Source organism: Psychrobacter sp. JCM 18900, assembly GCF_904846625.1.
Taxonomy (GTDB): Bacteria; Pseudomonadota; Gammaproteobacteria; order Pseudomonadales; family Moraxellaceae; genus Psychrobacter.
The window spans coordinates 418,946-443,441 of record NZ_CAJHBL010000001.1 but is presented as its reverse complement, the minus strand read 5'-3'; the positions used below and the strand labels follow the sequence as shown (position 1 = coordinate 443,441).

Below are 24,496 nucleotides of genomic sequence, written 5' to 3'. Positions count from 1 at the left end.
GCTGTCATGACTATGAGCAACGTACAAGCATGTGATAAAAAAAGTTATGACCATCTTTTTTCTGTCATTTCAAGTGAGAACTTCCTTAAGATGCAGGGTCTAGGTAATGAGGTTCCATTCTTCATTTGTCCTTTTAGGCCTGAAGAATCAAACGAGATGCTGCGCCTTGAAGACCAATTAACTAAGCAGTTACAGAAGAATGGTATCAATATCTTGGCTATAAATTTGTACGATCTGTCTATAGATCTACTTAAAGAGCGCGAGATTTTTGATCAGATACTAGAAATGGAACAGCAGATTGACAAAGAACAGCTGAAAGAGTTGCTTCAAGGAGTTTTAGATCCTGAGTCTCATTTGGCACCAGCGATTGCTAAGAAGCTAAGTAATACAGAATACGATGTTCTTTTTCTATCAGGTGTTGGTGAAGTTTTCCCATATATACGTTCACATAACATTTTGAATAACTTACAAAGTACAGCCAAAGAAAAACCAACCGTTATCTTTTTTCCAGGAGCCTATACTCATTCTTTAGAGTCTGGCGCATCGCTTGATTTATTTGGCAGACTGCATGATGACAAATACTATCGAGCATTCAACATTTATCACTGTGAAGCATAATGAGACAGATATGACAGCCCTTAAAACAATATTTCAAAAACCAGTAAACCGTCCAATTGAAGGTGTAATTAAAGCTGACGATGAAGCAAGCCTACGCCTAGAGTTAGAAGAGTATGTATTAACCGATGAGGTAGAGAGTCGTCTAATATCATTTTTCGATGCTTACAACGACTATCAGGTTGCTAATGGTGTCTGGCTTTCTGGGTTTTTTGGTTCGGGAAAATCACACTTATTGAAAATGTTGGCGCTATTACTTGAGAATCGCCAAATAGATAACACATCGGCACTGGAGTTATTCTTGCCTAAGTGTGGTGATAATGATGCATTGAGCTCTGGTATTAAAAACGCGGTTGCGATTCCCTCTAAAAGCATTTTGTTTAACATTGATCAAAAAGCAGATGTTATTAGTAAGACACAGGTTGATGCTTTATTGGCAGTATTTGTTAAAGTTTTCGATGAAATGTGTGGCTACTACGGTAAGCAGGGACATATTGCTCAGTTTGAACGTGACCTCGATAGTCGAAAACTTTATGGTAGCTTCAAAGAGGCATATGAATCTATCGCTAATAAGCCTTGGGAAAAAGGACGTGAGCAGGCAATACTTGAAGCAAAGAATATTGCTCAAGCTTATAGTCAGGTTACTGGAGAAGATCAGGCGCTAGCTATGGGTATTTTAGATAAATACCGTAGTCAGTATCATGTATCGATTGAAGATTTCGCTTCTCAAGTTGATGATTATATTGAGCGTCAGATTAAAGAAAATGGCTACACTGAGTTTCGTCTAAACTTCTTTGTTGATGAGGTGGGGCAATATATAGCTGAAAACGTTAAGCTTATGACCAACCTTCAGACTATCGCTGAGAGCTTAGCGACCAAGTCTCGTGGGCGTTCTTGGATTATTGTAACCGCCCAAGAAGATATGGGGACTGTTGTTGGTGAGATGGGCAAGCAACAAAGTAATGACTTTTCAAAAATTCAAGCTCGCTTTGCTAACCGTATGAAGCTAACCAGTGCCAACGTAGCAGAAGTTATCCAAAAGCGTCTCCTCGTTAAGACAGATGAAGGTGCTAAGTTGCTATCTGGCATATATGATAATCAGTCAAACAATTTTAAAACGCTGTTTGATTTCGCTGATGGATCACAGACATATAGAAATTTTAAAGACAAAGAACACTTTATAAACAGCTATCCATTCATCCCTTACCAGTTCAGCTTGTTTCAGTCTGCGATTGCTGATCTATCATTACATAATGCTTTTGAGGGTAAGCATAGCTCAGTTGGTGAGCGTTCGATGCTGGGTGTGTTTCAACAAGTAGCAATAAAAGTAGGTGATCATGACATAGGTCAGCTAGCAACTTTTGATTTAATGTTTGAAGGTATTCGTACCGCATTGAAGTCAAACATCCAACGAGCTGTCATCAATGCAGAAACCCATTTAGATAACAAATTTGCAGTACAAGTATTAAAAGCCTTGTTTTTAGTGAAATATGTTGATGGATTCAAATCCACAATTCGTAATATCTGTGTTTTAATGCTAAGTAGCTTTGGTGAGGATGTAGCTGTACTCCGTCAGCGTGTTGAAGAGGCGCTTAATCTACTAGAGGATGAGACCTATGTACAACGTACAGGAGATATGTACGAGTATTTGACGGACGAAGAAAAAGATATTGAAGAAGAGATAAAAAATACGGAAGTAGAAGCAGCTGATGTGGCTAGTGAGCTTGAAAGCATAATCTTTGATCAAGTGATTAAAAGTCGCAAGATTCGTTACAGTAGCGGCGCATCAGGTAGCCAAGGACAAGACTATTCTTTTTCACGAAAGCTTGATGATAAGTTATATGGTCGTGAATACGAGATAGGTATCAATGTCATCAGCCCGTTTTATGAGCATGCTGAAAATGAAGAGATGATGTCTAATAAATCTAACTTTTCTAGCGATGAATTATTTGTAATCTTGCCAGCCGATTCTCGCTTGATGAGTGATATAACGATGTACAAACGTACAGAGAAATATGTCAGGCAAAATTATTCTATTGCTCAGCAAGAGACAGTAAAACGTATCTTAGGCGAGAAAGGACAACAAAATACTAAGCGTCAGGCCGAGTTGCTACAGCGAATAAAAAGTCTCATGAGTCAGGCAAAACTACTCGTAGCAGGTACGGAGCTAAATGTTAGCTCAGAAGACGCTCAATTACGTATTGAGAAAGGCTTCAATGAGCTTGTTTCTAGATCATACCCTCATCTACGTATGCTACGCGATGCATCTTACACAGAGGCTGATGTTGCCAAGATTCTCGACTCTACCCAACAAGACATGTTGGGTGCCGATATAGCTACATTAGCCGAGCCAGAGCGTGATGTATTATCTTTTATCCAAAGAAATGCTAGTGCGGCTATACGGACGACAGTAAAAGGGTTGTTAGAACAGTTTGAAAAAAAACCATACGGATGGTCATACGCAGCTGTGCTCAGCACCCTTGCAAAGCTATGTGTAAATGGCAAAGTCGAAGTTCGAATGGATGGCAACATATTAGAGGACAGTGAGCTTGCGCGCGCTTTAGTAAATAGTCAACGTCAAAGCAATTTGGTATTAGAGCCCCAAGTTGAATTTTCTTCGTCACAAGTTCGTCATCTCAAAGAGTTTTATGAAGACTTTTTTGCTAAGCCTGCTAGTAACAATGAGGCAAAAGCACTAGGCAATGAGACCATTGATGCTTTTAAAGAGATGTTACAAGATTTGGAGGGTTGGTATGCACAGGCCGCACGATATCCTTTCTTGAGTGCATTAGATCCCGCTATTCAGCAAATCAAAAAGCTTTCAAAATCATCCTACGCATGGTTTTTAACTGACCTTAACGAAGATATTGAAGATGAGCTTCTGAAGATCAAAGAGCAGCTGATAGATCCTATTTACAATTTTATGAATGGTTCTCAAAGAGAAATATATGATAACACTCAAAATTTCTTGAAAGATCAATCAGCGAACTTTGATTATATCGAAAGAGAACAGGTGAGGGTGCTTGAGGCCAGTCTAAACGATACCTCTATATATAAAGGCAGTAAGATCCAACAGGTCAAAGTGCTATTAGCCAGCTTGAAAGACAAGGTCAATGATGCCCTACAGGAAGCTCGTAGCCAATCGATTGAAGCGCTTAAACAAATGCAGTCGCGTATGCAAGAGATGGATGAGTATAAAAAACTTCCAGATATCAGACAGGCAGAACTTGACGCTCCTTATACACAACTGATTGATAAGGTGAATGAAGAGAAGTTGATTGCCGTTATTAATGATAGATTGCGATACTTTGAAGACAAGGGCTATGCAACTTTATTGCAGAAAATGGTAGTAATGGCAACGCCCAAGCCACCACCAACGCCTGCAAAGGTAAGTACTAACAACGGTGATAAGAGTGATAAAGACCAATCACAAGTGTCTGCGCTATCTGAGCCTAAACAGGTGAGTGAGCCTAAAAATGAGTATATCAACTCAAACAAAATCAGGGTGGATTACGATCGAGCTTGGATAGAGAACGAGACCGATGTAGAGCGTTATCTAAAGGCGATGAGTGAGGCACTGCTCAGCGAAATACGTAAAGGTAAAAGGATCTATATCTAATGGAAACGACCAAACTCAAAAAATTTGCTCAACAGGCACGTGTCACTTTGATTGAACAAGTCGCTACTAAGCTCAAATTTGTACGCGCAGAAGAAAGTTTAGCCAGACGTGAGAATCCTATCGCTGTTAAAAAGCTAGAGGAGCTAATCAAGCAGCAGTCTGAACAGGAAGTCGTCGAGCGTATTGCTTATATTTGGTTTAACCGCTTCTGTGCGCTTCGCTTCATGGATATGAATCGCTATAACCGCAGCCTTGTAGTCTCTGCTGCTGCTGAAGATACTCAGCCTGAAGTACTAGCGCTGGCAAAGGCTGGAGACATTGATGAGCGAGTGGTATCAGAAGCAGTCCGTGAGCAAATCCTCAATCTGTTAAATGGCAGAGCGCCCAGTCAAAATCCTGAAGCAGAAGTTTATCGTCTGCTACTAGTTGCGTACTGTAATCAATGGCATGAGTCCATGCCATTCTTATTCCAGCGTATCGACGACTATACAGAGTTGCTAATGCCTGATGACTTGCTTTCCAGTAGCTCAGTACTCGCTGATATGCGTGAAGCCATGCCAGCAAGTGCTTGTAAAGACGTTGAAGTCATCGGTTGGTTATATCAGTTTTATATATCAGATAAAAAAGACGATGTATTTGCAAGATTAAAGAAAAATGAGAAAGTGACACCAGAAAATATTCCAGCGGCTACTCAGCTATTCACGCCACACTGGATCGTACGCTATTTGGTAGAAAACTCGCTTGGCCGATTATGGTTATTGAATCATCCTGAGTCTAAGCTGGCTGACCGTATGGAGTACTACATAAAGCCTGCTGAGGACAATGATGATACAGATTATCTAAAAGTAGAGAGTCCAAAAGATCTAAAAATATGTGATCCAGCATGTGGCTCAGGTCACATGCTGACTTATGCGTTTGATCTGCTATATGCAATCTATGAAGAGCAAGGCTACGGTGCAGCAGACATACCTTCGCTAATCTTAACGCATAACTTGTATGGTATTGAGATTGACGAACGAGCTGGTGAGTTGGCTGCGTTTGCATTGACTATGAAAGCACGTGATCGTCATCGTCGATTCTTCAATACAGATGTGCGTCCAAATATCTGTGTGCTTGAGCCTATCAGTTTTGATGACGATGAGCTAGATGAGTATATGGACTTCATCGGTCGTGATTTATTTACGGCTGATCTAGAAATAACCTTGCGTCAATTTGATGAAGCCGATAACTTTGGCTCGTTGATCAGACCAGAGCTGAAAGACGTTGCTGAGGTTTTAGAGCAGTTACATGCTGCTGATGTATCAGGGCAGTTATTCTTAAGTCAGACTCATCAAAAAGTACTCAAGCTATTAAAACAGGCTGATTATTTAAGCCCTCATTATCATATAGTTGTTGCTAACCCACCTTACATGGGTGGAAAAGGTATGAATGGTAGACTGAAAGCTTGGTCTAAGAAGGAATATCCAAATAGCAAGTCTGACTTATTCTCTATGTTTGTTGAAAGGTGTTTAGGTATTGTTTTAGATAAAGGTGAGCTTGGCTTTATAACACCATTTTTATGGATGTTTATAGGTTCGTTTGAAGCTTTTAGAGAAGACTTGTTATCTAACTGTCACATAACTTCGTTAGTACAATTAGAATATAATTCTTTTGGTCCAGCGTGCGTACCTGTCTGTACTTTCACAGTTCACAAAAAACCTTCAATGACTTACGAAGGTCGTTTTATTAAATTGACTGACTTTAAGGGTGAGAACATACAAGCGCCAAAAGTACTAGAGGCTATTGATCAGACTGATGTTGATTGGAGCTATAAGGCTAGTACTACCGATTTTCTAGGATTACCTAGCAAACCTATAGCATTTTGGATTTCAGATAATATTAAAAAGATTTTCAAGAACGGAGTGCCATTTAGTAAGTTTATGAAACCTCGGCAGGGTTTAGCGACTGCAGATAATGATAGGTTTTTAAGAAGATGGCATGAAGTTGAAATGAGAAAAACCCCATTAGCTACATACTCAGGAATTGATAAATGGTTTCCTCATAGTAAAGGTGGAACGTTTAGGAGGTGGTACGGTAATAACGAATGGTTAGTTAATTGGGAGAACTCTGGTTCAGAATTGAAAGCTTTCGATAAATCAGTAATTAGAAATGAAGTTGATTATCTAAAAGGTGGTTTTTCGTGGTCTGATTTAACTTCAAGTTATTTCAACTCACGGCACATTCCCGAAGGTTTTGTTTTTGATACTGCAGGACCAACGGCTATTCAAATGCAAGGTGTAAATGCTAAGAATATATTTGCTTTCTCAAACTCAAAAGTATTTCAGGAACTTGTGAATGTTAGTCTGCAAGGTATGCATTATAGCAATGGAGTGATTGGTAATACGCCCATTAAAAAGGGTGTTACATCCTTACAAACAGATGAGCTTGCACTTGTAGACATATCTAAAGGTGACTGGGATTCTTATGAAACTTCATGGGAATTTAAAACCTCACCATTGCTTAAAGATGAACACCGTAAGTCAGCACTTAAAGATACTTATATCGAGCTACGCGCTCATTGGCAACAAATGACCTATGACATGCAGCGCTTAGAAGAAGAAAATAACCGTATTTTTATTGATGCTTATGGCTTACAAGACGAACTTACCCCTGAGGTTCCATTAAAAGAAATAACCCTAACCTGTAACCCTTATTACCGTTATGGTGGTGAGAAGACAGCAGAGGAGCTTGAGACGCTTTTGCTAGCCGATACTATGCGTGAGCTGATCTCGTATGCCGTTGGCTGTATGTTTGGTCGCTATAGCTTAGATAAGCCTGGACTGATACTTGCCAACCAAGGTGACAAAATAGAGCAGTATTTTGAACAGATACCTAATCCAAGCTTCATGCCTGATAAAAACAATGTGATTCCTATCTTAGACGATGGTTGGTTCAGCGACGATATTGTTGAGCGCTTCCGTAAATTCATAAAAGTGGCTTTTGGCGAAGAGCAGTATGAGAGCAACATGCAATTCATTGAGCAAGCGCTTGGCAAGAATGACAAGCCACGTGATATTCGTGATTACTTCTTAAAAGACTTCTATGACGATCACGTAAAACGTTATAAGAAACGTCCTATCTATTGGCTATTCACCAGTGGTAACTTCAGTGCTCTGATTTACATGCATCGCTATCAGCCAGATACGGTAAGTATCGTGCTCAATGACTATCTACGTGAGTTCCGTACTAAGCTTAATGCTTATAAAGATCAGCTTAATGCGATCAATATTAGTGCCAGTCAAAGCCAAAGTGAAAAAACAAAAGCACAAAAGAAGCTAGATATCACTAACAAAATGATCACAGAGATGGAAGATTATGAGCGTGAGGTACTGTATCCATTAGCCACTAAACAAATAGAGATAGACCTAGATGATGGTGTAAAAGTAAACTATCCTAAATTTGGTAAGGCATTAAAGAAAGTGACGGGGCTTAGCTAATGAATGATCGCATCATCAACGCATTACAGCAGCTCTTTAAAAAACATCGTATTGTTTTTTGGTACGATGCCAAGCATGAGCTGCGTGATGACTTTGACAGTCTAGTACTAGAAGATATTGAAAAAATCGTCCTAGATAACAATGAGTTCAGTGTTAAATATAAAATAATACGTGAGCAGCCTAATCAAAAATTTCTGCTTTATCGTGCAGGTGCTCAGCCTGCGCTATTAGATAATTGGCTATTGGATGTACAGCTGGCTCACGGGGAATTCCGTACTGACCAAGTTGCTATCTGGCTCTCGGAGCTATCATTAGGTATTGAGTTTGCAGAGGTCTTAAAAGATCATGCAGAGTTCTTTCGCGCTAAAAGCCGTAAAGAGGCTCTAAATAAGCTTATAGAGCCCAGTGATAGCTCAGGTATGGTTCAGCTAAAGATGCTGGCTGTTTGTGCTAAGAGCGAGCCTAAAATGGACACAGTCGTTGAGAGTCTGTTGCAGGACTTGGCCAATGATAAAGATGAAAAGATGAGTCTGATTAGTCGATCTGCTCTTGATGGCTTTTTCTGGGAGCAAATGAATCGCTACTATGGCTACAAATCTGATGAGCCTAGTATTCATGATTTTGCCATTGAGCTCTTTAAATCTAGCTATGCAATGGCAACGGATGGTCAGGTAAAGCTGTCCAATGATGCTTTGGTATTTCTCAAACGTTGGAAAGACAGTAGACAATATCAAGACAGCTTTGAGATGTTATCCGATAAATTTTCTGATGATCTTGATATTAGAGACGATCTCAGTAGTAGAGATTTTAAACAGCTCATCGATATAGACTACTTTCGCTTAATTGATAACAAGATAATTAGCGCGCTAGCTAATGCAGTCTTACAAAGTGACTTTACCGCTGAACAAATGGCTATTTGGATTCGCCAGCGTCGTCAGAGTCACTGGTACGCTGAGTTTGAGCATACCTATCAAGCCCTTGATAATGCAGCGCAGTTTATAGCTAATTTTAACCAAGTCAAAATCGATATGGATAGCTTTGTACAAGGGGTAGAGCGTTATACCCAGTCTTGGTACAAGCTTGATCAGCTTTATCGTAAGTTTATCTACCATAAACTTGAGTCTGGAGAAGTATCACTCCTCAACCATCTCAACGATAAAATAGAGAATATATACTCTAATAACTATTTACTCAGATTAGGTAATCGCTTTCAGGAGTTCGTAGAATCTGAAAGCCAATGGAATGCTGCGCCAATTCTTAGGCAGGATAGGTTCTTTAAGCATTGGGTGAAACCGTTTCTAGATAACAACAACAAAATATACGTTATTATCTCCGATGCCATGCGCTATGAGATAGCGGATGAACTGGTCAGCTTAATACGTCAAGAAGATCGCTACAGTGCTGATATAGCGCCTATGCTGTCTATGTTGCCTAGCTATACTCAGCTTGGTATGGCAGCGCTCCTACCGAACGAGACATTATCTATAGCAGACAACACGTCAGGCACAGTGCTTGTGAATGGACAAAGCTCTCAAGGAACGTCCAATAGAAGTAAGATACTTAAAGCTGCGTTGCAAGATCGAGGAGATGCGATCACTGCCGATGATTTTATGCAACTTAATAGAGATGGTAGTCGAGAGCTATTAAAAGCTAATGACATCATTTATATTTATCATAATCGGATTGATCATACTGGCGATAAAATGCTCTCTGAAGGGCAAGCGTTTGAAGCGGCAGAAAAGACGCTTAGCGATTTAATGAAAATCATTAAGAAGCTAGCAGCAGCTAATGCTAATAATATTTTAATCACGGCTGATCACGGTTTTATTTACCAAAACCGTGAGATAGATCAGAGCGATTTTTCAGGTGCTGAAGTAAGAGGCAAAGAAGTATTATACAAAGATCGTCGATTTATACTGGGTAAGGGATTGGTTGATTCACCAGGCTTGCATAAGTTTAGCTCTGAAGCGCTCGGTTTAATTGGTGATGTTGAAGTACAGATACCTAAGTCGATTAATCGCTTAAGACTTAGTGGCTCGGGAAGCCGCTTTGTACATGGCGGAGCATCATTGCAGGAAGTTGTCGTGCCCGTCGTTAGCATCAATAAAAAAAGGCAAAGTGATACTACAGCAGTTGAAGTGGATATTTTACGCGGATCGAACTCTTTAATTACTACAGAGGAGCTTACTGTTAGCTTATACCAAAGTACCCCTGTCACTGAAAAAAATCAGCCTCGCGTACTGAGAGTAGGTGTCTACACTGAATCAGGTGAGTTGATCTCAGATAGCTATGAGATGACATTCGATTTACGCTCAGAAAACCCGCGCGCGCGTGAGCAGCAGGTAAACTTGATTTTCACGCGTAGAATCGATGAGCTTAACGGTCAAGAGGTTGTTTTAAAGCTAGAAGAAAAAGTAGGCGGAACTTCTCATTATAAAGAATACAAATCGCTTAAATATACAGTAAGACGTTCATTTACTAGTGATTTTGATTTTTAAACTGTTTTGATGCATAGAGTATCTGTAAGAGGAGTTATACCGCAGTGGACACGACTGATATAGCAATGACATCTGAAGTAACTACGCTCGGTTGGGTGGTATTGGTCGTGGTACTAGGAGTAATATTATTTGCTGTTATAAGAAAAATAAAAAGCGACAGGCGTTTCAAACTTACAAAACTAAAAGTTCGTAGTAAAATCAAAGTATTACCAATTGATAATACTATTGATGATCAAGCATCTATGAGTATAAGTAACCAGGAATACGAAAGTAGCTTTGCAAAATATAGCGATGCGTTTAACCAACATATTGACGTTCGTAACCAAACTAATGCTTTATTAAAGAAGCTAGAAAATACTACTATCCATAACTTTAAACTGATAGAAAAAAGTAAAAGCTTGTGTAAACAGCCTTACGATAAATATGAACTAGAGCAAAAGCTTAACCTGTATAGCTTTGTACCAGAGGAGTTATACCCTTTAAAACGTATATCAAAGTTTTATATAAAGCCAATTGTAGCAGTGATGTTTGGTGCATTGATTGGCGCTATTTTAGTTATGGCATTATTAGGCTTGGTATCAATGTTTGGAAATGCTTCCACTGGAACCTCTATCCAATCTTTGTCAGGTGCTGCAGAAACTAATGCTACTTTGGCATGGTTTGGCGGTGGCTCTTTAGTATCAGGTGGGGATGGTATTAATGGCGGTATAGTTGCATTAGGCGTTGTATTTTTTATTCCAGTTGCAGCCTTGCTTTATTCCTCTGTTAACGGCCGTGAGAAGAATATTCAGAAGTTCAAGTCAGAAACAAAAAAATTAAACTATGATGATGTGCAGCTTAGAAACAGTAATCGATGCATAGAGTCTGAAATAGCCCACATTAAGAACCTTTATAGATACATAGAAGAATCTTATGAAGATACTTGCAAGCTTATGTATCCGAAAGGATATATAACAAGAATGCGAAGGGGTTTGTCGAGTATGATCAATAAAGATCATTATAGTAATGAAGAGGCCAAAGCGATTGATAGACTAGCGCAAGCGATTTACTATGTCGATCAAACGTCTGATAAAATGAGATAGGACTCACACCTTTCTTAATGTAAGGCTATTAGCTTACAATCAGTTTTTAGTAAATATTATATTGCTCAATATTTTTTTAAATTTTAGCCGGAGACTTTACGGCTAAGTAATCCAAGCACTTTGTCCTCACCAAGCTGATCAATTAATGCTTGTAGCTGCGCGGTAGAGTCAGCTTTGGTTTGCGCATCCGCTCTAAACTTTGCCGTATCTCTACCTTCTCGCAAAGCATCTAAATAATCAGCCCACTTCTGCATCATATCACTACGATCGTCAATGTATTCGAATCGACCATATGCCGTGCCATTAGGATCTTTGGTTGTATGACCCAAAGCCATCTCAACAAGCACGAGAGGATACTTTAATTGCTCTTGTAAGATGGTTTTCGCTGTAGCTCTAAAGCCGTGAGCACAATGAATGTCTTTGTAGCCCAAATCTTTTAAACGCTTATTCGCTGTCGCATCAGAGATGATCTGATGCTTTTTTGCTGTCTCACTGTAGAAGACAAATTTAGTATGACCATTGATTTGCTGCTGCTCACGCAAAATAGCTACTGCTTGACGAGGTAGGGGCACGACCATGTCCTTGACCATATTTACCTTGCCTTGGCCTTTTAAAGGCTTTAACCGCCACCTACCAGCTTCCAGATCTAAGTCAGCCCAGCGCATACGGCGTAGATCACCATTACGCACAAAGAGTAATGCTAATAGCCTAAGGGAATTGATAGTGTTTGGATCACCTTCTATAGTCTCGATATCACGTAGCAGCTTAGCTAATTCTTTAGGCTTAGTGATCGCAGGACGATGACCATAGCTCGATTTAGCCAATTGGCTTTTGATCAAGGCAGCTGGATTGCTACTACAGAAGCCGCGAGCACCAGCATAGACAAATACGTCGCTGGCGATACCTGCACAGCGTTCAGCCTTATCTGTGGGTTTGCCAGCTTTATTTAATGAGTTAGCTTGAATGTCTAACAGGACTTCAAGCATTTTAGGAGAGGTGATCTCGCTGATTGGCTCGTCACCAATATATTTGCATATAAGATCAAGACGACCTTTCTTACGAATGAGGGTATTGCTCTTCTGAGTTTGATCTAGACCGTCAAAGTACTCCCATGCAAAATGATTAAAAGAGTTTTTAGTTTTACTAATAATGCTTTTCTTTATTTCTTCACGATGGAGTTTTGGGTCAATACCTTTGCTTAACAGATCTTCATACTCACGCCAAACTTCACAGGCACGAGCATACGAGATACTCGGATATATACCGATGGAGATAATACTTTGTTTGGGGTTTGAAGGTGGGTAGTAGCGATACATCCATGATTTGGTTTCAGTAGGACGCACCATTAAGAAGAGTTTGGGATGATTTTTGACAGCAACGAAGTACTTCTTATCTTCAGGTTTATGACTGCTAATGCTTCGGTCTGAACTAATCGCTTTTCTTTCCATATCCTAGGTCTCCATGAGTAGACTCAAAACTCGGTATACTTGACAGTATACTCAAAGTGCATGGATTAGGATAGATTCATAGGACAGTATAGAACGCCAGATACAACAAAGCCCCTGATATCAGGGGCTTTAGCTGTTCTATAAGATAGTATAGGACTATGTAATGGTACCCGGAGCCGGACTTGAACCGGCACGCTATTGCTAGCGAGGGATTTTAAATCCCTTGTGTCTACCAATTTCACCACCCGGGCAAAACTTGTTTTATCTAAAATGTAAACTAGCTGATAGACCATCTAGTTACTAGATAAGTGGTCGCTATTATAATCGGTTGTGATAATAATGCAAGCCAAAATTAACGTAAAGTTAATAAATAATTGGAGGCTGGAGTCGGAATCGAACCGGCGTTAACGGAGTTGCAGTCCGCTGCATGACCACTCTGCCATCCAGCCAATCAAGGTCGCCTATATTAGCAAAAATATAGTAAATTACAAGTCCTTTTTTCGTTAAAAACAGCTTATTTATTATCTTGTCTATATTTAGCCCCAATTTCAGGACATTTATGCTATTAATAGGCTTTTTTAAGCCGTCAGTAAACCAGCGTTTAATGATAATGGTTTAAAATATAATGCGTTAAACAATATCTCTATTGTCACGTTTGGCACTCTTAACATCGCGATAAGTGGCCGTGCAAATTAATACGAGTACGCCAAGAGTAATGGCGGGCCAAATTAAGATATATAAGCCGTAGATAAAAACGTTGTCCATGATATCTCCTTATAATATTGCTAAGTAAGTAGCGACTAGCCAAATACTACTGGCTAATCGGTACTCGGATAAAGCGACTTTGGTTTAAGATTTAAGTGACGATGGTATTTCCGATTTTTTATCGTAATTGCCCACGCGCTGCTTAATTAAGTCGAAGTCGAAATGTTCGTCTCCCATCAGGCTGATAATCACACAGACGACGGTACTAGCACCGTAAGCCGTTAGAGAGGCTAGCAGGACCATATATTGACGTAAGAAGCCAGTAGCGAAGATAAGCATCAGCACAAGCGTGATAGCTGCGGCGACCATGCCAATCTTACGACCTAAGAACCCAAAGACCATTAGACCAATAACGACGGCTGCACCGACACTAGCCAGTATTTCAAAGAATAGGGCAGTGACACCAGTGATTGGAAGTAGTTCGAAACGGGCAACGCAAAATAAGAGTAGTCCGACGATCACTGCTGAGGTAAAAGCAGTATTGGTGACGCGATTCCAAAACACACTGGCAATTACAGGGAAGACAATAGCACCCCATAGTGCACCCACAAACACTAGCATGACGAGAATATCAAGCTTAAAGCTCGCAAAAATTAGTCCAGCTGCTGTCGCAACAATCATCGTGCCTCGACCAATTAGCATCATGGTTTTAGGTTTAACATGGCCTTTTTTGGCGATGTTTTTACCGTAGACATCCGCCATCATAATGGTTGATAGCGCTGATAAATCTGAGTCAGCGGTTGACGACAATGAGCCGATCACTAAGATGAAGAATAAGGCGATAAAGACAGGGTGCAAATAAGTACTGACCATTTGAGGGATAAGGTTATTCATATTGCCATCGAGTGGTTCGACGCCAATCGTCACAGCCATTAGTCCAATCATCCCAAGACCAATAACGATACCAGCATAGCCGACTGTAGCAGTGATAAACGTCGCTTTAATCTTGGTTTTATCGATCGCAAATAGGCGCTGAGTGATGGTTTGATTACCGATAGCATATGCTAATACAGCGACGAAGTAAGGCGCACCTTGTTGAAAGAATGCCTCAGAGGAGAAGAAGTTCTGCTGCTCTAATGTCAGGTTTGATAAGCCGCTGACCATGACTTCAGGGCCACCCATGGCAAATAACACGGCGGGAATAATAACAATACCAATGGCCATTAGAGCGACCAACTGGGCGAAATCCGTAAAGACAGATGCTCTAAACCCTGATGTCAATGTATAACTTAGTACACCGATACCTGCGATCATTACCCCTGTTTGGAACGATAATGGCGACAGAACCGACACCAATGCTCCAGCAGCGGTAAAGTTGACCATCAAGCTAATTAAACTGCCCATAATATTGGATATGGCTAAGATTAATTGGCTTGATGAACCGTGGCGGGCATGAATAAGTTCACCTAGTGTATGACCGTCTGGTGCCAATTCACGAAAGCGCATACCGAAAGGATAGATGAATAAAATCATCAATGCACCCCAAAAGCCATAATGTATCGGCCCTGAGACGCCATATTTATAACCAGAAGTAGCCGCAGCATAAAATGAGGCGGCCCAAATCCAAGTGGCGGTCATACTGGCTGCACCCATACCAAAGCCAACACCGTGACCTGCGACCATAAACCCAGAAGTTGTCTCTTTATCTTTTTTGATTAATAGAGACAGTAAATAGGTGCCGCCATAAAATGCTAATAATAATAAAATAATCGTTAATGATGAAAATTGGAACAATGACTCAGTTTTCAAACTCAGACCTCGCAATTGTTAGTTGATGAATAAAGTTCAGTAAAAACGAAAGATACCAAACCATTAGGAATACAGCATAGCCTACACAGCCCTCATACCGAACGTATGTGGCTAATATAAATAGCGAAAATACCAACTGTAGTGGTAAGCAAATGCTAAGTGTCGCGCCCAAATCTTGATAAGACAAATAGTGTCAAATCAAAAAGACAAGGACTACTTTCGATAGGCGTCAGTTAATGGGTAAACCATCACGCTATTAATAGGCATACACAAAGGTAGCTACATGCTAAAGAAAACTCATGTGATGAGTGTCTATAGCGGAATTACGAATAAGCACTAAGCCATGATGGCATGACCCGAACTCGATTTAGACAGCCTTGTCAGCTGTAACAAGCAATAGGTAGGAAGTCTCTACTTATCTATTGCGATTGATGTATTACTAAGCGGCATTAATAAATAAAACTACATATTTGTTAAGTACCTGTAACATATTTGCGCGGTAAGAGTAACCTATTATGTCACCAACCTCAAACATTATCCGATATTTACCAGACAATGACTGAAGATAACATATAAGTATTTATTTAAAGAGATTTAATAAGATGTTTAATAAAGTATTGAAAGATAGGGTTTTATTATGAGTAGCATTGAGTAATATATCGCTATGAGCTAAATGATAACTATGAGTAAGTAACTGAAACTTTCATTAGAAAAAATAGATAATGAGCGATAGATGGTTGTTCTTAACGAACAAGTAGAAGTGAATTTTTATATATTATCTTGTTTGGTATAGTAAGTGACTCGGTTATCACGTAAAAAACCAGCCAATCCAAGGCCATAACGCTCAGCCACGCGCACTGCTGTACTGGTAGGTGCTGACATGCCAACTAGCCACGGGATTTGACTTCGAATAGATTTTTGAACCAGTTCAATAGAGAGACGCGAAGTCATAAGCACACAGCTAACGTTTGCTTTTTGGCGTAATTGCCAGCCGATAAGTTTATCGAGTGCATTGTGGCGGCCTACATCCTCAAATAAATACAGCTGCTGATTATGTATCGTTGCTGCGGCATGTACCGCACCTGTCAGCTGATGTGTATGCTGCGCGGTATCCACTTGTTGACGCAGTGCCAGTAGGTAGTCAAGACTTGGAACAGTCGTCTTAGCACTATCGTTGCTTGTCGATTGATTATGGTCGGACTGTAGACTGCTTTGAGAGTAAGCACTTAAATCAGGCAAAGCTTGTGTTAATCCAGTAATACCGCACATACCGCAGCCTGTGCGCCCTGCGAGCTGTCGTTTTTGTGCTTGGATACGTTGATGGCAGCGTTGGCTCAATACCAACTCCACGACATAGATATCGTAATCTTGAAATTGTTCTAAGCTTTGTTCAATCGATACTGAATCAAGATCTTCGTCATTCGAATCTTGAGCAAACTGCTGATAGCTAGCTAGATCTGCAAGGTGAGTCACTTCCCAGTCGAGTAACTCGTGACTGTATTGAATTAATCCTTCGCTAAATAAGAACCCAACAGCCAAGTACTCTAACTGATGAGGACTAGCCATCAGCACAGCATAATGAATCCCATTAATAATGATAGAGACCGCAGCTTCTACGGCTAAGCTGGTGCTCTGAGATTCGATTTGAAGATGAGAGTCATTATTAGGGTCACTAATAACTGAAGGGTAATGATGCTTTTGTGCTAAATGATTACGAGCAAGTGGTGTCTCTGACAACCTATCACCGCTAGGCAATTCAGGTGCAACTATCTTAGAGCTAGTTGAATTATCTATTATAGTAGGGTCAATAAGAGCCTCACTTTGTGCAGCATTATTTTCAATGGTTATCACGATTTATTATGGCCTAAAATTATGAGTGTGCTTACGGTCACTTAAAGGGAGATCCAATGAAAATGTCATTTTTATTGACTCTCCACAGTATGATTTACGCAGGCGTAGCGGTCGACGTATTTGCCTCTACGCGCTCTAAAACGACGGTGGTCGATTTGTATGCTGGGATATGAGAGTCTGGCGCATGTGTCTCTAAATCAAAGAGGTCATTGCATTCAGGATAGTAAGCGGCAACAGCGTTGGAGGCAATATCCATCTCGCTCAATACCAATGGGCCCAATATGCGTGGTTGCTCTAGGCTATCTTTAGCACGCTGGCGAGTAACCATAACACGGTCACCTTTTTGCCAACCTAAACGACTTATTTCATCGGGATGCATGAATAGCACGTCACGGCGATCCGTTTGACGATAGCGGTCTTTAAACCCAAAAATCATAGTGTTGAATTGGTCATGGCTGCGGACACTGGTCAATTGCCAAACCTTTTGTGCTGTATCTGCATGGTCATCGATATCATTTGCGGCTGCCATTTGTGCAGCGACAAAAGTAATCGGATATTGTGGTACTTCAAACTGGGCTTTGCCGCTTTTGGTATTCCATACACGATGACGCGCCGCATGATACAAATGAAAGCCACGCTCAGAGGTGCGAATACGCTGATTAAAGTCTTCAAATCCGTTAATAGCTTGAGCGATATAGTCTCGAATAATATCGAAATCTTCACTCATCGCAAGCCAAGGAATAGACGTGTCGGCGCTGAGTACATGGGTCGCGATATCCGCTACGATTTGCACTTCAGATTTTAAAGTATCGCTAACAGGTTTAAGCTTGCCTTGAGTAGGTACGATCTGACACATAGAGTCTTCGATAGTGGCAAATTGCTCACCCTTTGTTGTGACAATACGCTCGGTACGGCCTAAGCAAGGTAGGATCAAATTATTAGCACCAGGGTATAGCATAGTCTCATTGAGCTTAGTACCGACAAATATATTAAGCTGAGTAGTGGTTAAGGCTTGCTCAATAGCGCTGGTATCAGGTGCCGCCACTGCGTAGTTACCACCCATGCCCATAAAGACTTTTAGTTTACCTGCGATAAGGGCTTTGGCACCTGTGACGACATCGTAGCCATGCTCTTGCGGCATAGGGTGCTCAAATACACGCTCTAAACTGTCTAATAAGCTTTTGCTAGGGCGTTCATGGATACCCATAGTGCGATCGCCCTGTACGTTGGAGTGTCCCCGTACTGGAGATGCACCAGCGCCATCGATACCAATCATGCCCATCATGAGGAGCAAGTTGGTAATCATCGCGACATTATCATCACCCTGTACGTGCTGAGTAATGCCCATGCCCCACGTGCAAATCGTTGCTGGACTATCAGCTACTAACTCAGCGAGATTAATAATATCTGTCTGAGAAATACCGCAGCCAAGTGTGATATCTGACCATGATTGCTCTGTCAGCCACTGTTTAAGAGGTTCAAAGCCTGAAGTATGAGTGGTAATAAAGTCATGATTGATTTTATCGTTTTCGATTAACCACTTGGCAATGCCCGTCAATAACGCTGCATCACCGCCGATTTGAATTTGAATAACGTCATCGACCATGTCAGCGCTTTGACCGGCTGCCATGTGCGTTGGTTTTTGTGGATTTCTAAACTTATTTAAACCTTGTTCGCGCATGGGATTAATCGAGAGGATTCGACAGCCTTGCTCATGCGCATGGGCGAGCATTTCTAGCATTCGTGGGTGATTGGTCGCTGGATTTTGCCCAAACATCAAGATAAGTTTGGCTTGTTCAAAATCTTCTAACTTAACCGTTGCTTTACCAATACCTAGTTGTCTGCTTAGCATTACTGAGGTTGGCTCGTGACACATATTTGAGCAATCAGGTAAATTATTGGTACCAAAGCAGCGTACAAATAACTGAAATAAGAAGGCGGGCTCGTTAGTCACACGGCCTGATGTATAAAATAGCGCCTCATCAGGTGAATTTAATTGTCCTAACTGTTCAGCGATTAAGCTGTAAGCGGCTTCCCAAGGAATAGGAACATAGCGATCTTGCGCCGCATCGTAATACATCGGCTCTGATAAACGACCACTATGTTCAAGCTCGTAACCAGTCCAGCTCTGTAGCTCAGTGACGGTATGCCTTGTAAAAAAGTCAGCATCTGCTTTGTGGGTCATAGTCTCACTGGCAATGACTTTAATGCCGTTCTCACAAACATCAATAGCTTTGTGTGACTTATGGTCAGGCCAAGCACAGCCTGGGCAGTCAAATCCGCCTTGGGGCTGATTGCTTTTAAACACACTTATACCGCCGCGCAAAAATGTCTTATAGTCCATTAGCTTTTGGGTAGATGAGATCAGCGCAGGCCAACCAGCAGCAGGGTGGGAGTAAATAGGGATTTTGCGCATGACAGACCTCATATAGTAAGTGACAACAGCGAAGCTTTGATAGACGACAACTATATAATGGTCAGTGAAAAGTTCATATGATCATTAACTATAGATAACAAAAAACCTCCAAGAAAAATCAATTCTCTTGAAGGTCTTTGAAGTTGTCGAAAATGGTTATATCCGACAGGTACAAATTTATAAGTCGTAAGTTATTGGCAGTATTAGCTCAAAACTTAGCTTAAAATCAAACTGTCGTCTTCAACTGTTTCGCCACGTGTTTGCTCAAACATATCGAGTAGATCATGTACGGTCATGCCTTTACGAATATCACCAGCTACATCTAATACGACTTGACCCTGATGCAGCATAACGGTGCGTGTGCCATGTGCCAATGCTTGTTGCATTGAATGGGTGACCATCATCGTGGTTAACTTATTGTCCGTGACAATCTTATCAGTCAATTCTAAGACAAACGCCGCAGTCTTAGGATCGAGAGCTGCAGTATGCTCATCAAGCAACAAAATCTTAGAGGGCTGCAATGATGCCATTAGCAGACTTACTGCCTGACGTTGACCACCAGAGAGTAGACCCATACGATCGGTTAGACGATTTTCTAAACCTAATTTTAAAACGGATAGTTTTTCTCGGAACAAATCACGGTTGTTCTGGTTCAATGCAAATTTCAGACCGCGATTACCGCCACGTTTGTAGGCCAAAGCCATATTTTCTTCGATCGTTAGCGCTTCACAAGTACCGGCCATCGGATCCTGAAAGACGCGAGCAACCCAATGCGCGCGTTGATGGGCAGACTTTTTGGTCACATCAATGCCATTTAGCAAGATTGAGCCACTATCGACGCGCGTCGTACCGCTTACTGCATTCAAAAAAGTAGATTTACCTGCGCCATTGGTACCAATGACAGTAACAAATTCACCGTCAGCAATGTTTAAGCTGATACCACGTAGGGCAGGGTTTTCGATAGGCGTGCCTGGGTTAAAGGTCAACCGTAAATCGGTGGCTTGCATCATAATCGTTATTCCTTATTGTCTCTTCAAGCGAAGCAAGTGTTAAAAATACCTGCTTTGACTGTCATTAGGCGCGAACCTTGCGTGATAAAAACTTGGTTTTCGCTTTTGGCAATACCAAGGCTAGTACCACGAGCAATGCGGTAATCAAGTTCAAATCCTGTGGACCAAAGCCGATACTACGTAGCGTATCGCTTGATAGTGCAACCTGGATAAACAGTTTGTACAATACCGCGCCGACAACAACGGCAAAGGTAATCAGCCAAATACGCTTGGCAGGAATGATCGTCTCACCGATGATGACCGCTGCTAGACCGATAACAATCGTACCGATACCAATCGAGATATCTGCGCCGCCCTGAGTCTGCACAAACAGCGCACCTGCTAGGGCAATCAAACCGTTAGAAATCGCCATACCGATGATGGTCATCCAAGAAGTATTGATACCTTGAGCCTGTGCCATTCTTAGATTTGAGCCAGTAGCGCGCATCGACAGACCTGTCTCAGTGCTATAGAACCAGTTCAAAAATAACATGGCAGCTGCGACAACGACACCAATAATCAGGCAGCGCATCCAATAACCATTACCATCGGTCACCAAGGTGCTAAACACTGTGGTTTCGCCAAGCAAGGGTAGGTTTGGCGCGCCCATGATGCGTAGGTTGACAGAATATAAGGCAACCATGACCAAGATACTGGCAAGCAGTTGCAAGATGCCAAGTTTGACATGCAACCATGCAGTGACGATACCAGCGACTGAACCTGCTAACATCCCAAAAGCACAGGCCAACCATGGGTTGATACCAGCGATGATAGAAATACCAGCAACTGCGCCACCTAACGGAAAACTACCGTCAGCGGTCAAATCAGGAAAGTCGAGCGTACGAAATGAGATAAGCACACCGAGTGCTACTAGGCCATAAATCAGACCACTTTCAAGCGCACCAAAAAAAGCAATTAAAGACATAAGAGATCAGTAAGTCATAACCAAGTGTCTAGCGTATGGTACCAAGATAAGTAAATGGCAACTGCCAAAATCATCTACCTGCTAAACAGCTAAGCGGTGAATTTAACAGATTAAGCAATCTGCGGTTAGGGTAAACCAAAACATATCACGATTAACAACGATCATAAGCTACCTTGGTTTGAAGCAATGGTTCAGGGCACTGCAATGTAATCAATCAACATATCATCTACTTAACAAGTATCAGATAAATTCTCAGACAAATACAGCACTATTAAACACGCCTGCAAAAAAGACTCTGTTTAGACAAGAAGCCCAGCCTAATGACTCATAGCTGGGTTTCTTATTTAATCATTAGCTGTATATTTAAGGTATACAACACAGTATTAAGTAGTGTCGCTTTCCTATTTATACCTGCTATTTTGAGCCAAATACAAAGGTGCGTTATTCTACCACTTCTTTAGCTTTATCGATAACCGCTTGTGGCAACGTAATGCCTTCTTCTTTAGCGTGTTTTGGACTGACATATAGATCAAGCGCTTGTGGAGTGTAAACAGGGATAGCACCTGCTTTTTCACCGTTTAAGATACGTACGACAATTTTACCAGTTTCGCGGCCAAGCTCATAGTAGTTCACGCCTAAGGCAGCAACAGCACCGCGCTCAACTGAGCTAGTGTCTGAGGCAATAAGAGGAATCTTACTTTGTTTAGCGATTTGATAAAGTGACTCGTACGCTGATACTACGTTGTTGTCAGTTGAAGTGTAGATCATATCGACCTTACCTTCGAGACTACGGGCTGCCATTGCGATGTCGTTACTACGCTGTGCAGGTGCTTCAAGTACATTGATACCGAGCGGCGTTAGCTTCTCTTTTAGATTTTTTAAGATAATCGTTGAGTTGACTTCACCTGGGCTATAGACGTAACCGACGTTCTTTAATGATGGAATGATTTGACGCATCAAATCAATCTGTGGCTCATATGGTAGGGCATCTGATGCGCCTGTGACGTTGGTGCCAGAGCCATCTAGCTTAGGTACCAGTTTTGCGGCTACTGGGTCAGTAACTGCTGAGAATACCAATGGAATGCTGCTAGTAGAAGCGGCAACAGACTGCGCAGACGGTGTTGCGATAGCGACGATAACGTCTGGTGCATCAGCGACAAATTGCTTGGCAATCTGACCAGCAGTAGCAGTGTTTCCTTGCGCGCTTTGGAAGTTAACCTTTAGGTTTTCACCGTCTTTAAATCCTGCTTCGTTTAGCTCGTCGATGACACCTTTACGTACATCATCAAGTGCTGGATGTTCGACGATAGCGGTAATAGCAACGGTCTTCATAGCCGTCGCTGCATCACCACCAGCGGCAGCATCAGTGGAGCCATCATCTTGCGCTGATTGGTTACAACCAGTCAAGATAGCCGTACATACACCGCCTAATAATAAAGCCTTACCGAAATTAAAACGACCAAAACGATTTTGAGACAACATGGGTCTTACTCCTAAAATAATAGTGTGTCCATACACTATATAAATAATTGACGAGCTAATAGATAGCTTACTACTTTTTATTTGGTTTCGGCATCAATATCAACATTGATGGCGTTTTTTAGTAACTCTGCTGGCAAGCTGACACCTTGTGTTTTGGCGTGCTTAGGACTGACATATAGGGTCAGATCATTCATGACTTCAGGTTTGATGGTGTTAACCGCTTCGCCATTTAACACGCGATATACCATCTTGCCAGTGGTACGACCAAAGTCATAGTCATTAACACCAAGCGCAGCAGTCGCGCCGCGTTTTACACTGAATTCATCAGACGCGATAATCGGTAACTTGAGCTCATTTGCTGCTTGAGTCATGGCTTCAAAGGCAGAGGCAACATTGTTGTCAAATGAGGTATAAATAATATCTGCACGTCCTTGCAAGCTGCGCGTCGCCATACCGATATCCGTTGGACGATTGGCAGGAATGTCTAATAGTGACAGACCTCGTGCTGGCAGAGCTTGTTTTAGGTTCTCACGCAATGATACTGAGTTTGCTTCGCCTGGGCTATAGACATAACCAATGGTCTTCAAGTCGGGTTTTATTTGCTGTAACAAATCCAATTGCGGCTCTAATGGCAGCTGGCTTGATAGTCCAGTCAAATTGCTTTGAAAGGGCTTGCCATCTGCTGTGATAAGCTTGGCACCTAGCGGATCTGATACAGCGGTGTAGATAATAGGGATAGTGGTGGTCGCGGCTACCACTGACTGCGCAGAAGGCGTTGAGATTGCTACGATCGCATCTGGATTGTCTCCTGCAAATTGCTTGGCAATCTGTCCTGCGGTCGCTGTATTCCCTTGTGCACTTTGAAAATTAACAGTTAGGTTTTGACCTTCGACATAGCCGTTATCAGCCAATTCATCAATAATACCGCGGCGCATATCATCTAATGATGGATGCTCAACGATTTGAGTAATGGCAATTGATTTGGCAGGTTTGTCTGTAGCCGTGCTATTTTCAGCAGTCGCTGCGGCCTCGGTAGAGGAGTTTGAGCAGCCGATTAGTCCAAGTGTGCTAATGGCACTAAGAGCAACGCCATATAGGCTTAAGCGTAGAGTAGAAGCGATAGTCATTATTAGGTTAACTCATAGGTTATATCAATCGCAAAAACCAAATGGATACTGCCAGACTGACTGAGCCTACTAATTTATATAGTAGTAATTTTGCTCATCTGTTTGGTGTACTTTGGTTTTTTGCCATGATATTGAAGAATGCAGATTAGCCAAGTCAATGCTATGTTGATGCTGAGATAGCAGGCTAACAATTAAATAAAGTAATCGTTCCATCGATTATTATGTTCATATTATGACAGTAATGTAAGTTATCGCAATAAAAAATTAATGTGTAGCGGTCATGGTGATGGATAATAAAAAAATCATCACTTCTTTTTATCTTATTAAGACGCGTGATGCATTGAAGCTCTTATGTAGATCTAAATATAACAGATGTCACTAGGGTACTTTTGTT

The 24,496-nt window shown here is 41.4% G+C and carries 14 protein-coding genes and 2 tRNA genes; 5 read left to right on the top strand and 11 right to left on the bottom strand.

The features are described from left to right. Nucleotides 1-6 precede the first annotated feature (6 nt). The 5 genes from JMX96_RS01735 to JMX96_RS01715 are packed head-to-tail and all read left to right on the top strand — an operon-like array spanning nucleotide 7 to nucleotide 11,290. Nucleotides 7-618 (top strand): DUF1788 domain-containing protein, encoded by a 612-nt coding sequence (locus JMX96_RS01735; RefSeq protein ID WP_201566912.1) that lies wholly within the window; start codon nucleotides 7-9, stop codon nucleotides 616-618. Continuing rightward, the gene (brxC, locus tag JMX96_RS01730; protein ID WP_265088975.1) at nucleotides 569-4,234 is read left to right on the top strand and encodes a BREX system P-loop protein BrxC; all 3,666 of its coding nucleotides are present in this window, start codon (nucleotides 569-571) and stop codon (nucleotides 4,232-4,234) included. Before JMX96_RS01735 ends, brxC begins: the two co-directional genes overlap by 50 nt. After that, nucleotides 4,234-7,710, top strand: a complete 3,477-nt coding sequence (gene pglX, locus JMX96_RS01725) for a BREX-1 system adenine-specific DNA-methyltransferase PglX (RefSeq protein WP_201566910.1) — start codon at nucleotides 4,234-4,236, stop codon at nucleotides 7,708-7,710. Before brxC ends, pglX begins: the two co-directional genes overlap by 1 nt. Continuing rightward, a complete protein-coding gene (gene pglZ, locus JMX96_RS01720; protein WP_201566908.1) occupies nucleotides 7,710-10,208 on the top strand; it encodes a BREX-1 system phosphatase PglZ type A in 2,499 nt (832 codons plus the stop codon). The genes pglX and pglZ overlap by 1 nt, the downstream gene beginning before the upstream one ends. Nucleotides 10,209-10,252: 44 nt before the next feature. After that, on the top strand, nucleotides 10,253-11,290 hold the full coding sequence (locus tag JMX96_RS01715; RefSeq protein ID WP_201566906.1) for a hypothetical protein: 1,038 nt from the start codon (nucleotides 10,253-10,255) through the stop codon (nucleotides 11,288-11,290). Nucleotides 11,291-11,373: 83 nt separating this feature from the next. Here JMX96_RS01715 and JMX96_RS01710 read toward each other — a convergent pair whose 3' ends face one another. The 11 genes from JMX96_RS01710 to JMX96_RS01665 all read right to left on the bottom strand — a co-directional run bounded on the left by JMX96_RS01710 (nucleotide 11,374) and on the right by JMX96_RS01665 (nucleotide 24,102). Then, entirely contained in the window at nucleotides 11,374-12,738 is a 1,365-nt protein-coding gene (locus JMX96_RS01710) for a tyrosine-type recombinase/integrase (protein ID WP_201566905.1), read from the bottom strand. A 164-nt stretch (nucleotides 12,739-12,902) separates the two neighbouring features. Continuing rightward, a tRNA-Leu gene (locus JMX96_RS01705) sits at nucleotides 12,903-12,989 on the bottom strand. 124 nt (nucleotides 12,990-13,113) lie between these two features. Further along, a tRNA-Cys gene (locus JMX96_RS01700) sits at nucleotides 13,114-13,187 on the bottom strand. Between the two features lie 181 nt (nucleotides 13,188-13,368). After that, complete coding sequence (locus JMX96_RS13600) at nucleotides 13,369-13,503, bottom strand: putative transporter small subunit (RefSeq protein WP_211181310.1); 135 nt, start codon at nucleotides 13,501-13,503, stop codon at nucleotides 13,369-13,371. Between the two features lie 84 nt (nucleotides 13,504-13,587). Then, on the bottom strand, nucleotides 13,588-15,237 hold the full coding sequence (locus JMX96_RS01695) for a sodium:solute symporter family protein (RefSeq protein WP_224737969.1): 1,650 nt from the start codon (nucleotides 15,235-15,237) through the stop codon (nucleotides 13,588-13,590). A gap of 783 nt (nucleotides 15,238-16,020) precedes the next feature. Then, the gene (fdhD, locus tag JMX96_RS01690; RefSeq protein WP_227676845.1) at nucleotides 16,021-17,103 is read right to left on the bottom strand and encodes a formate dehydrogenase accessory sulfurtransferase FdhD; all 1,083 of its coding nucleotides are present in this window, start codon (nucleotides 17,101-17,103) and stop codon (nucleotides 16,021-16,023) included. A gap of 94 nt (nucleotides 17,104-17,197) precedes the next feature. Further along, nucleotides 17,198-19,519, bottom strand: coding sequence for an FdhF/YdeP family oxidoreductase (locus JMX96_RS01685; protein ID WP_201566903.1), 2,322 nt, complete (start codon nucleotides 19,517-19,519; stop codon nucleotides 17,198-17,200). A 215-nt stretch (nucleotides 19,520-19,734) separates the two neighbouring features. Further along, nucleotides 19,735-20,529, bottom strand: a complete 795-nt coding sequence (locus tag JMX96_RS01680) for an ABC transporter ATP-binding protein (RefSeq protein ID WP_201566902.1) — start codon at nucleotides 20,527-20,529, stop codon at nucleotides 19,735-19,737. 64 nt (nucleotides 20,530-20,593) lie between these two features. Then, complete coding sequence (locus tag JMX96_RS01675) at nucleotides 20,594-21,493, bottom strand: ABC transporter permease (RefSeq protein WP_101204314.1); 900 nt, start codon at nucleotides 21,491-21,493, stop codon at nucleotides 20,594-20,596. 441 nt (nucleotides 21,494-21,934) lie between these two features. After that, entirely contained in the window at nucleotides 21,935-22,975 is a 1,041-nt protein-coding gene (locus JMX96_RS01670) for an ABC transporter substrate-binding protein (protein WP_201566901.1), read from the bottom strand. Between the two features lie 77 nt (nucleotides 22,976-23,052). Further along, on the bottom strand, nucleotides 23,053-24,102 hold the full coding sequence (locus tag JMX96_RS01665; RefSeq protein ID WP_201566900.1) for an ABC transporter substrate-binding protein: 1,050 nt from the start codon (nucleotides 24,100-24,102) through the stop codon (nucleotides 23,053-23,055). Nucleotides 24,103-24,496: the final 394 nt, after the last annotated feature.

What these genes read in the sequence shown, in the direction of transcription:
- JMX96_RS01735 (WP_201566912.1), top strand. Translation starts at nt 7, where the DNA reads ATGACTATGAGCAACGTACAAGCATGTGATAAAAAAAGTTATGACCAT.
- brxC (WP_265088975.1), top strand. Translation starts at nt 569, where the DNA reads ATGATGACAAATACTATCGAGCATTCAACATTTATCACTGTGAAGCAT.
- pglX (WP_201566910.1), top strand. Translation starts at nt 4,234, where the DNA reads ATGGAAACGACCAAACTCAAAAAATTTGCTCAACAGGCACGTGTCACT.
- pglZ (WP_201566908.1), top strand. Translation starts at nt 7,710, where the DNA reads ATGAATGATCGCATCATCAACGCATTACAGCAGCTCTTTAAAAAACAT.
- JMX96_RS01710 (WP_201566905.1), bottom strand. Translation starts at nt 12,738, where the DNA reads ATGGAAAGAAAAGCGATTAGTTCAGACCGAAGCATTAGCAGTCATAAA.
- JMX96_RS13600 (WP_211181310.1), bottom strand. Translation starts at nt 13,503, where the DNA reads ATGGACAACGTTTTTATCTACGGCTTATATATCTTAATTTGGCCCGCC.
- JMX96_RS01685 (WP_201566903.1), bottom strand. Translation starts at nt 19,519, where the DNA reads ATGCGCAAAATCCCTATTTACTCCCACCCTGCTGCTGGTTGGCCTGCG.
- JMX96_RS01680 (WP_201566902.1), bottom strand. Translation starts at nt 20,529, where the DNA reads ATGATGCAAGCCACCGATTTACGGTTGACCTTTAACCCAGGCACGCCT.
- JMX96_RS01675 (WP_101204314.1), bottom strand. Translation starts at nt 21,493, where the DNA reads ATGTCTTTAATTGCTTTTTTTGGTGCGCTTGAAAGTGGTCTGATTTAT.
- JMX96_RS01670 (WP_201566901.1), bottom strand. Translation starts at nt 22,975, where the DNA reads ATGTTGTCTCAAAATCGTTTTGGTCGTTTTAATTTCGGTAAGGCTTTA.
- JMX96_RS01665 (WP_201566900.1), bottom strand. Translation starts at nt 24,102, where the DNA reads ATGACTATCGCTTCTACTCTACGCTTAAGCCTATATGGCGTTGCTCTT.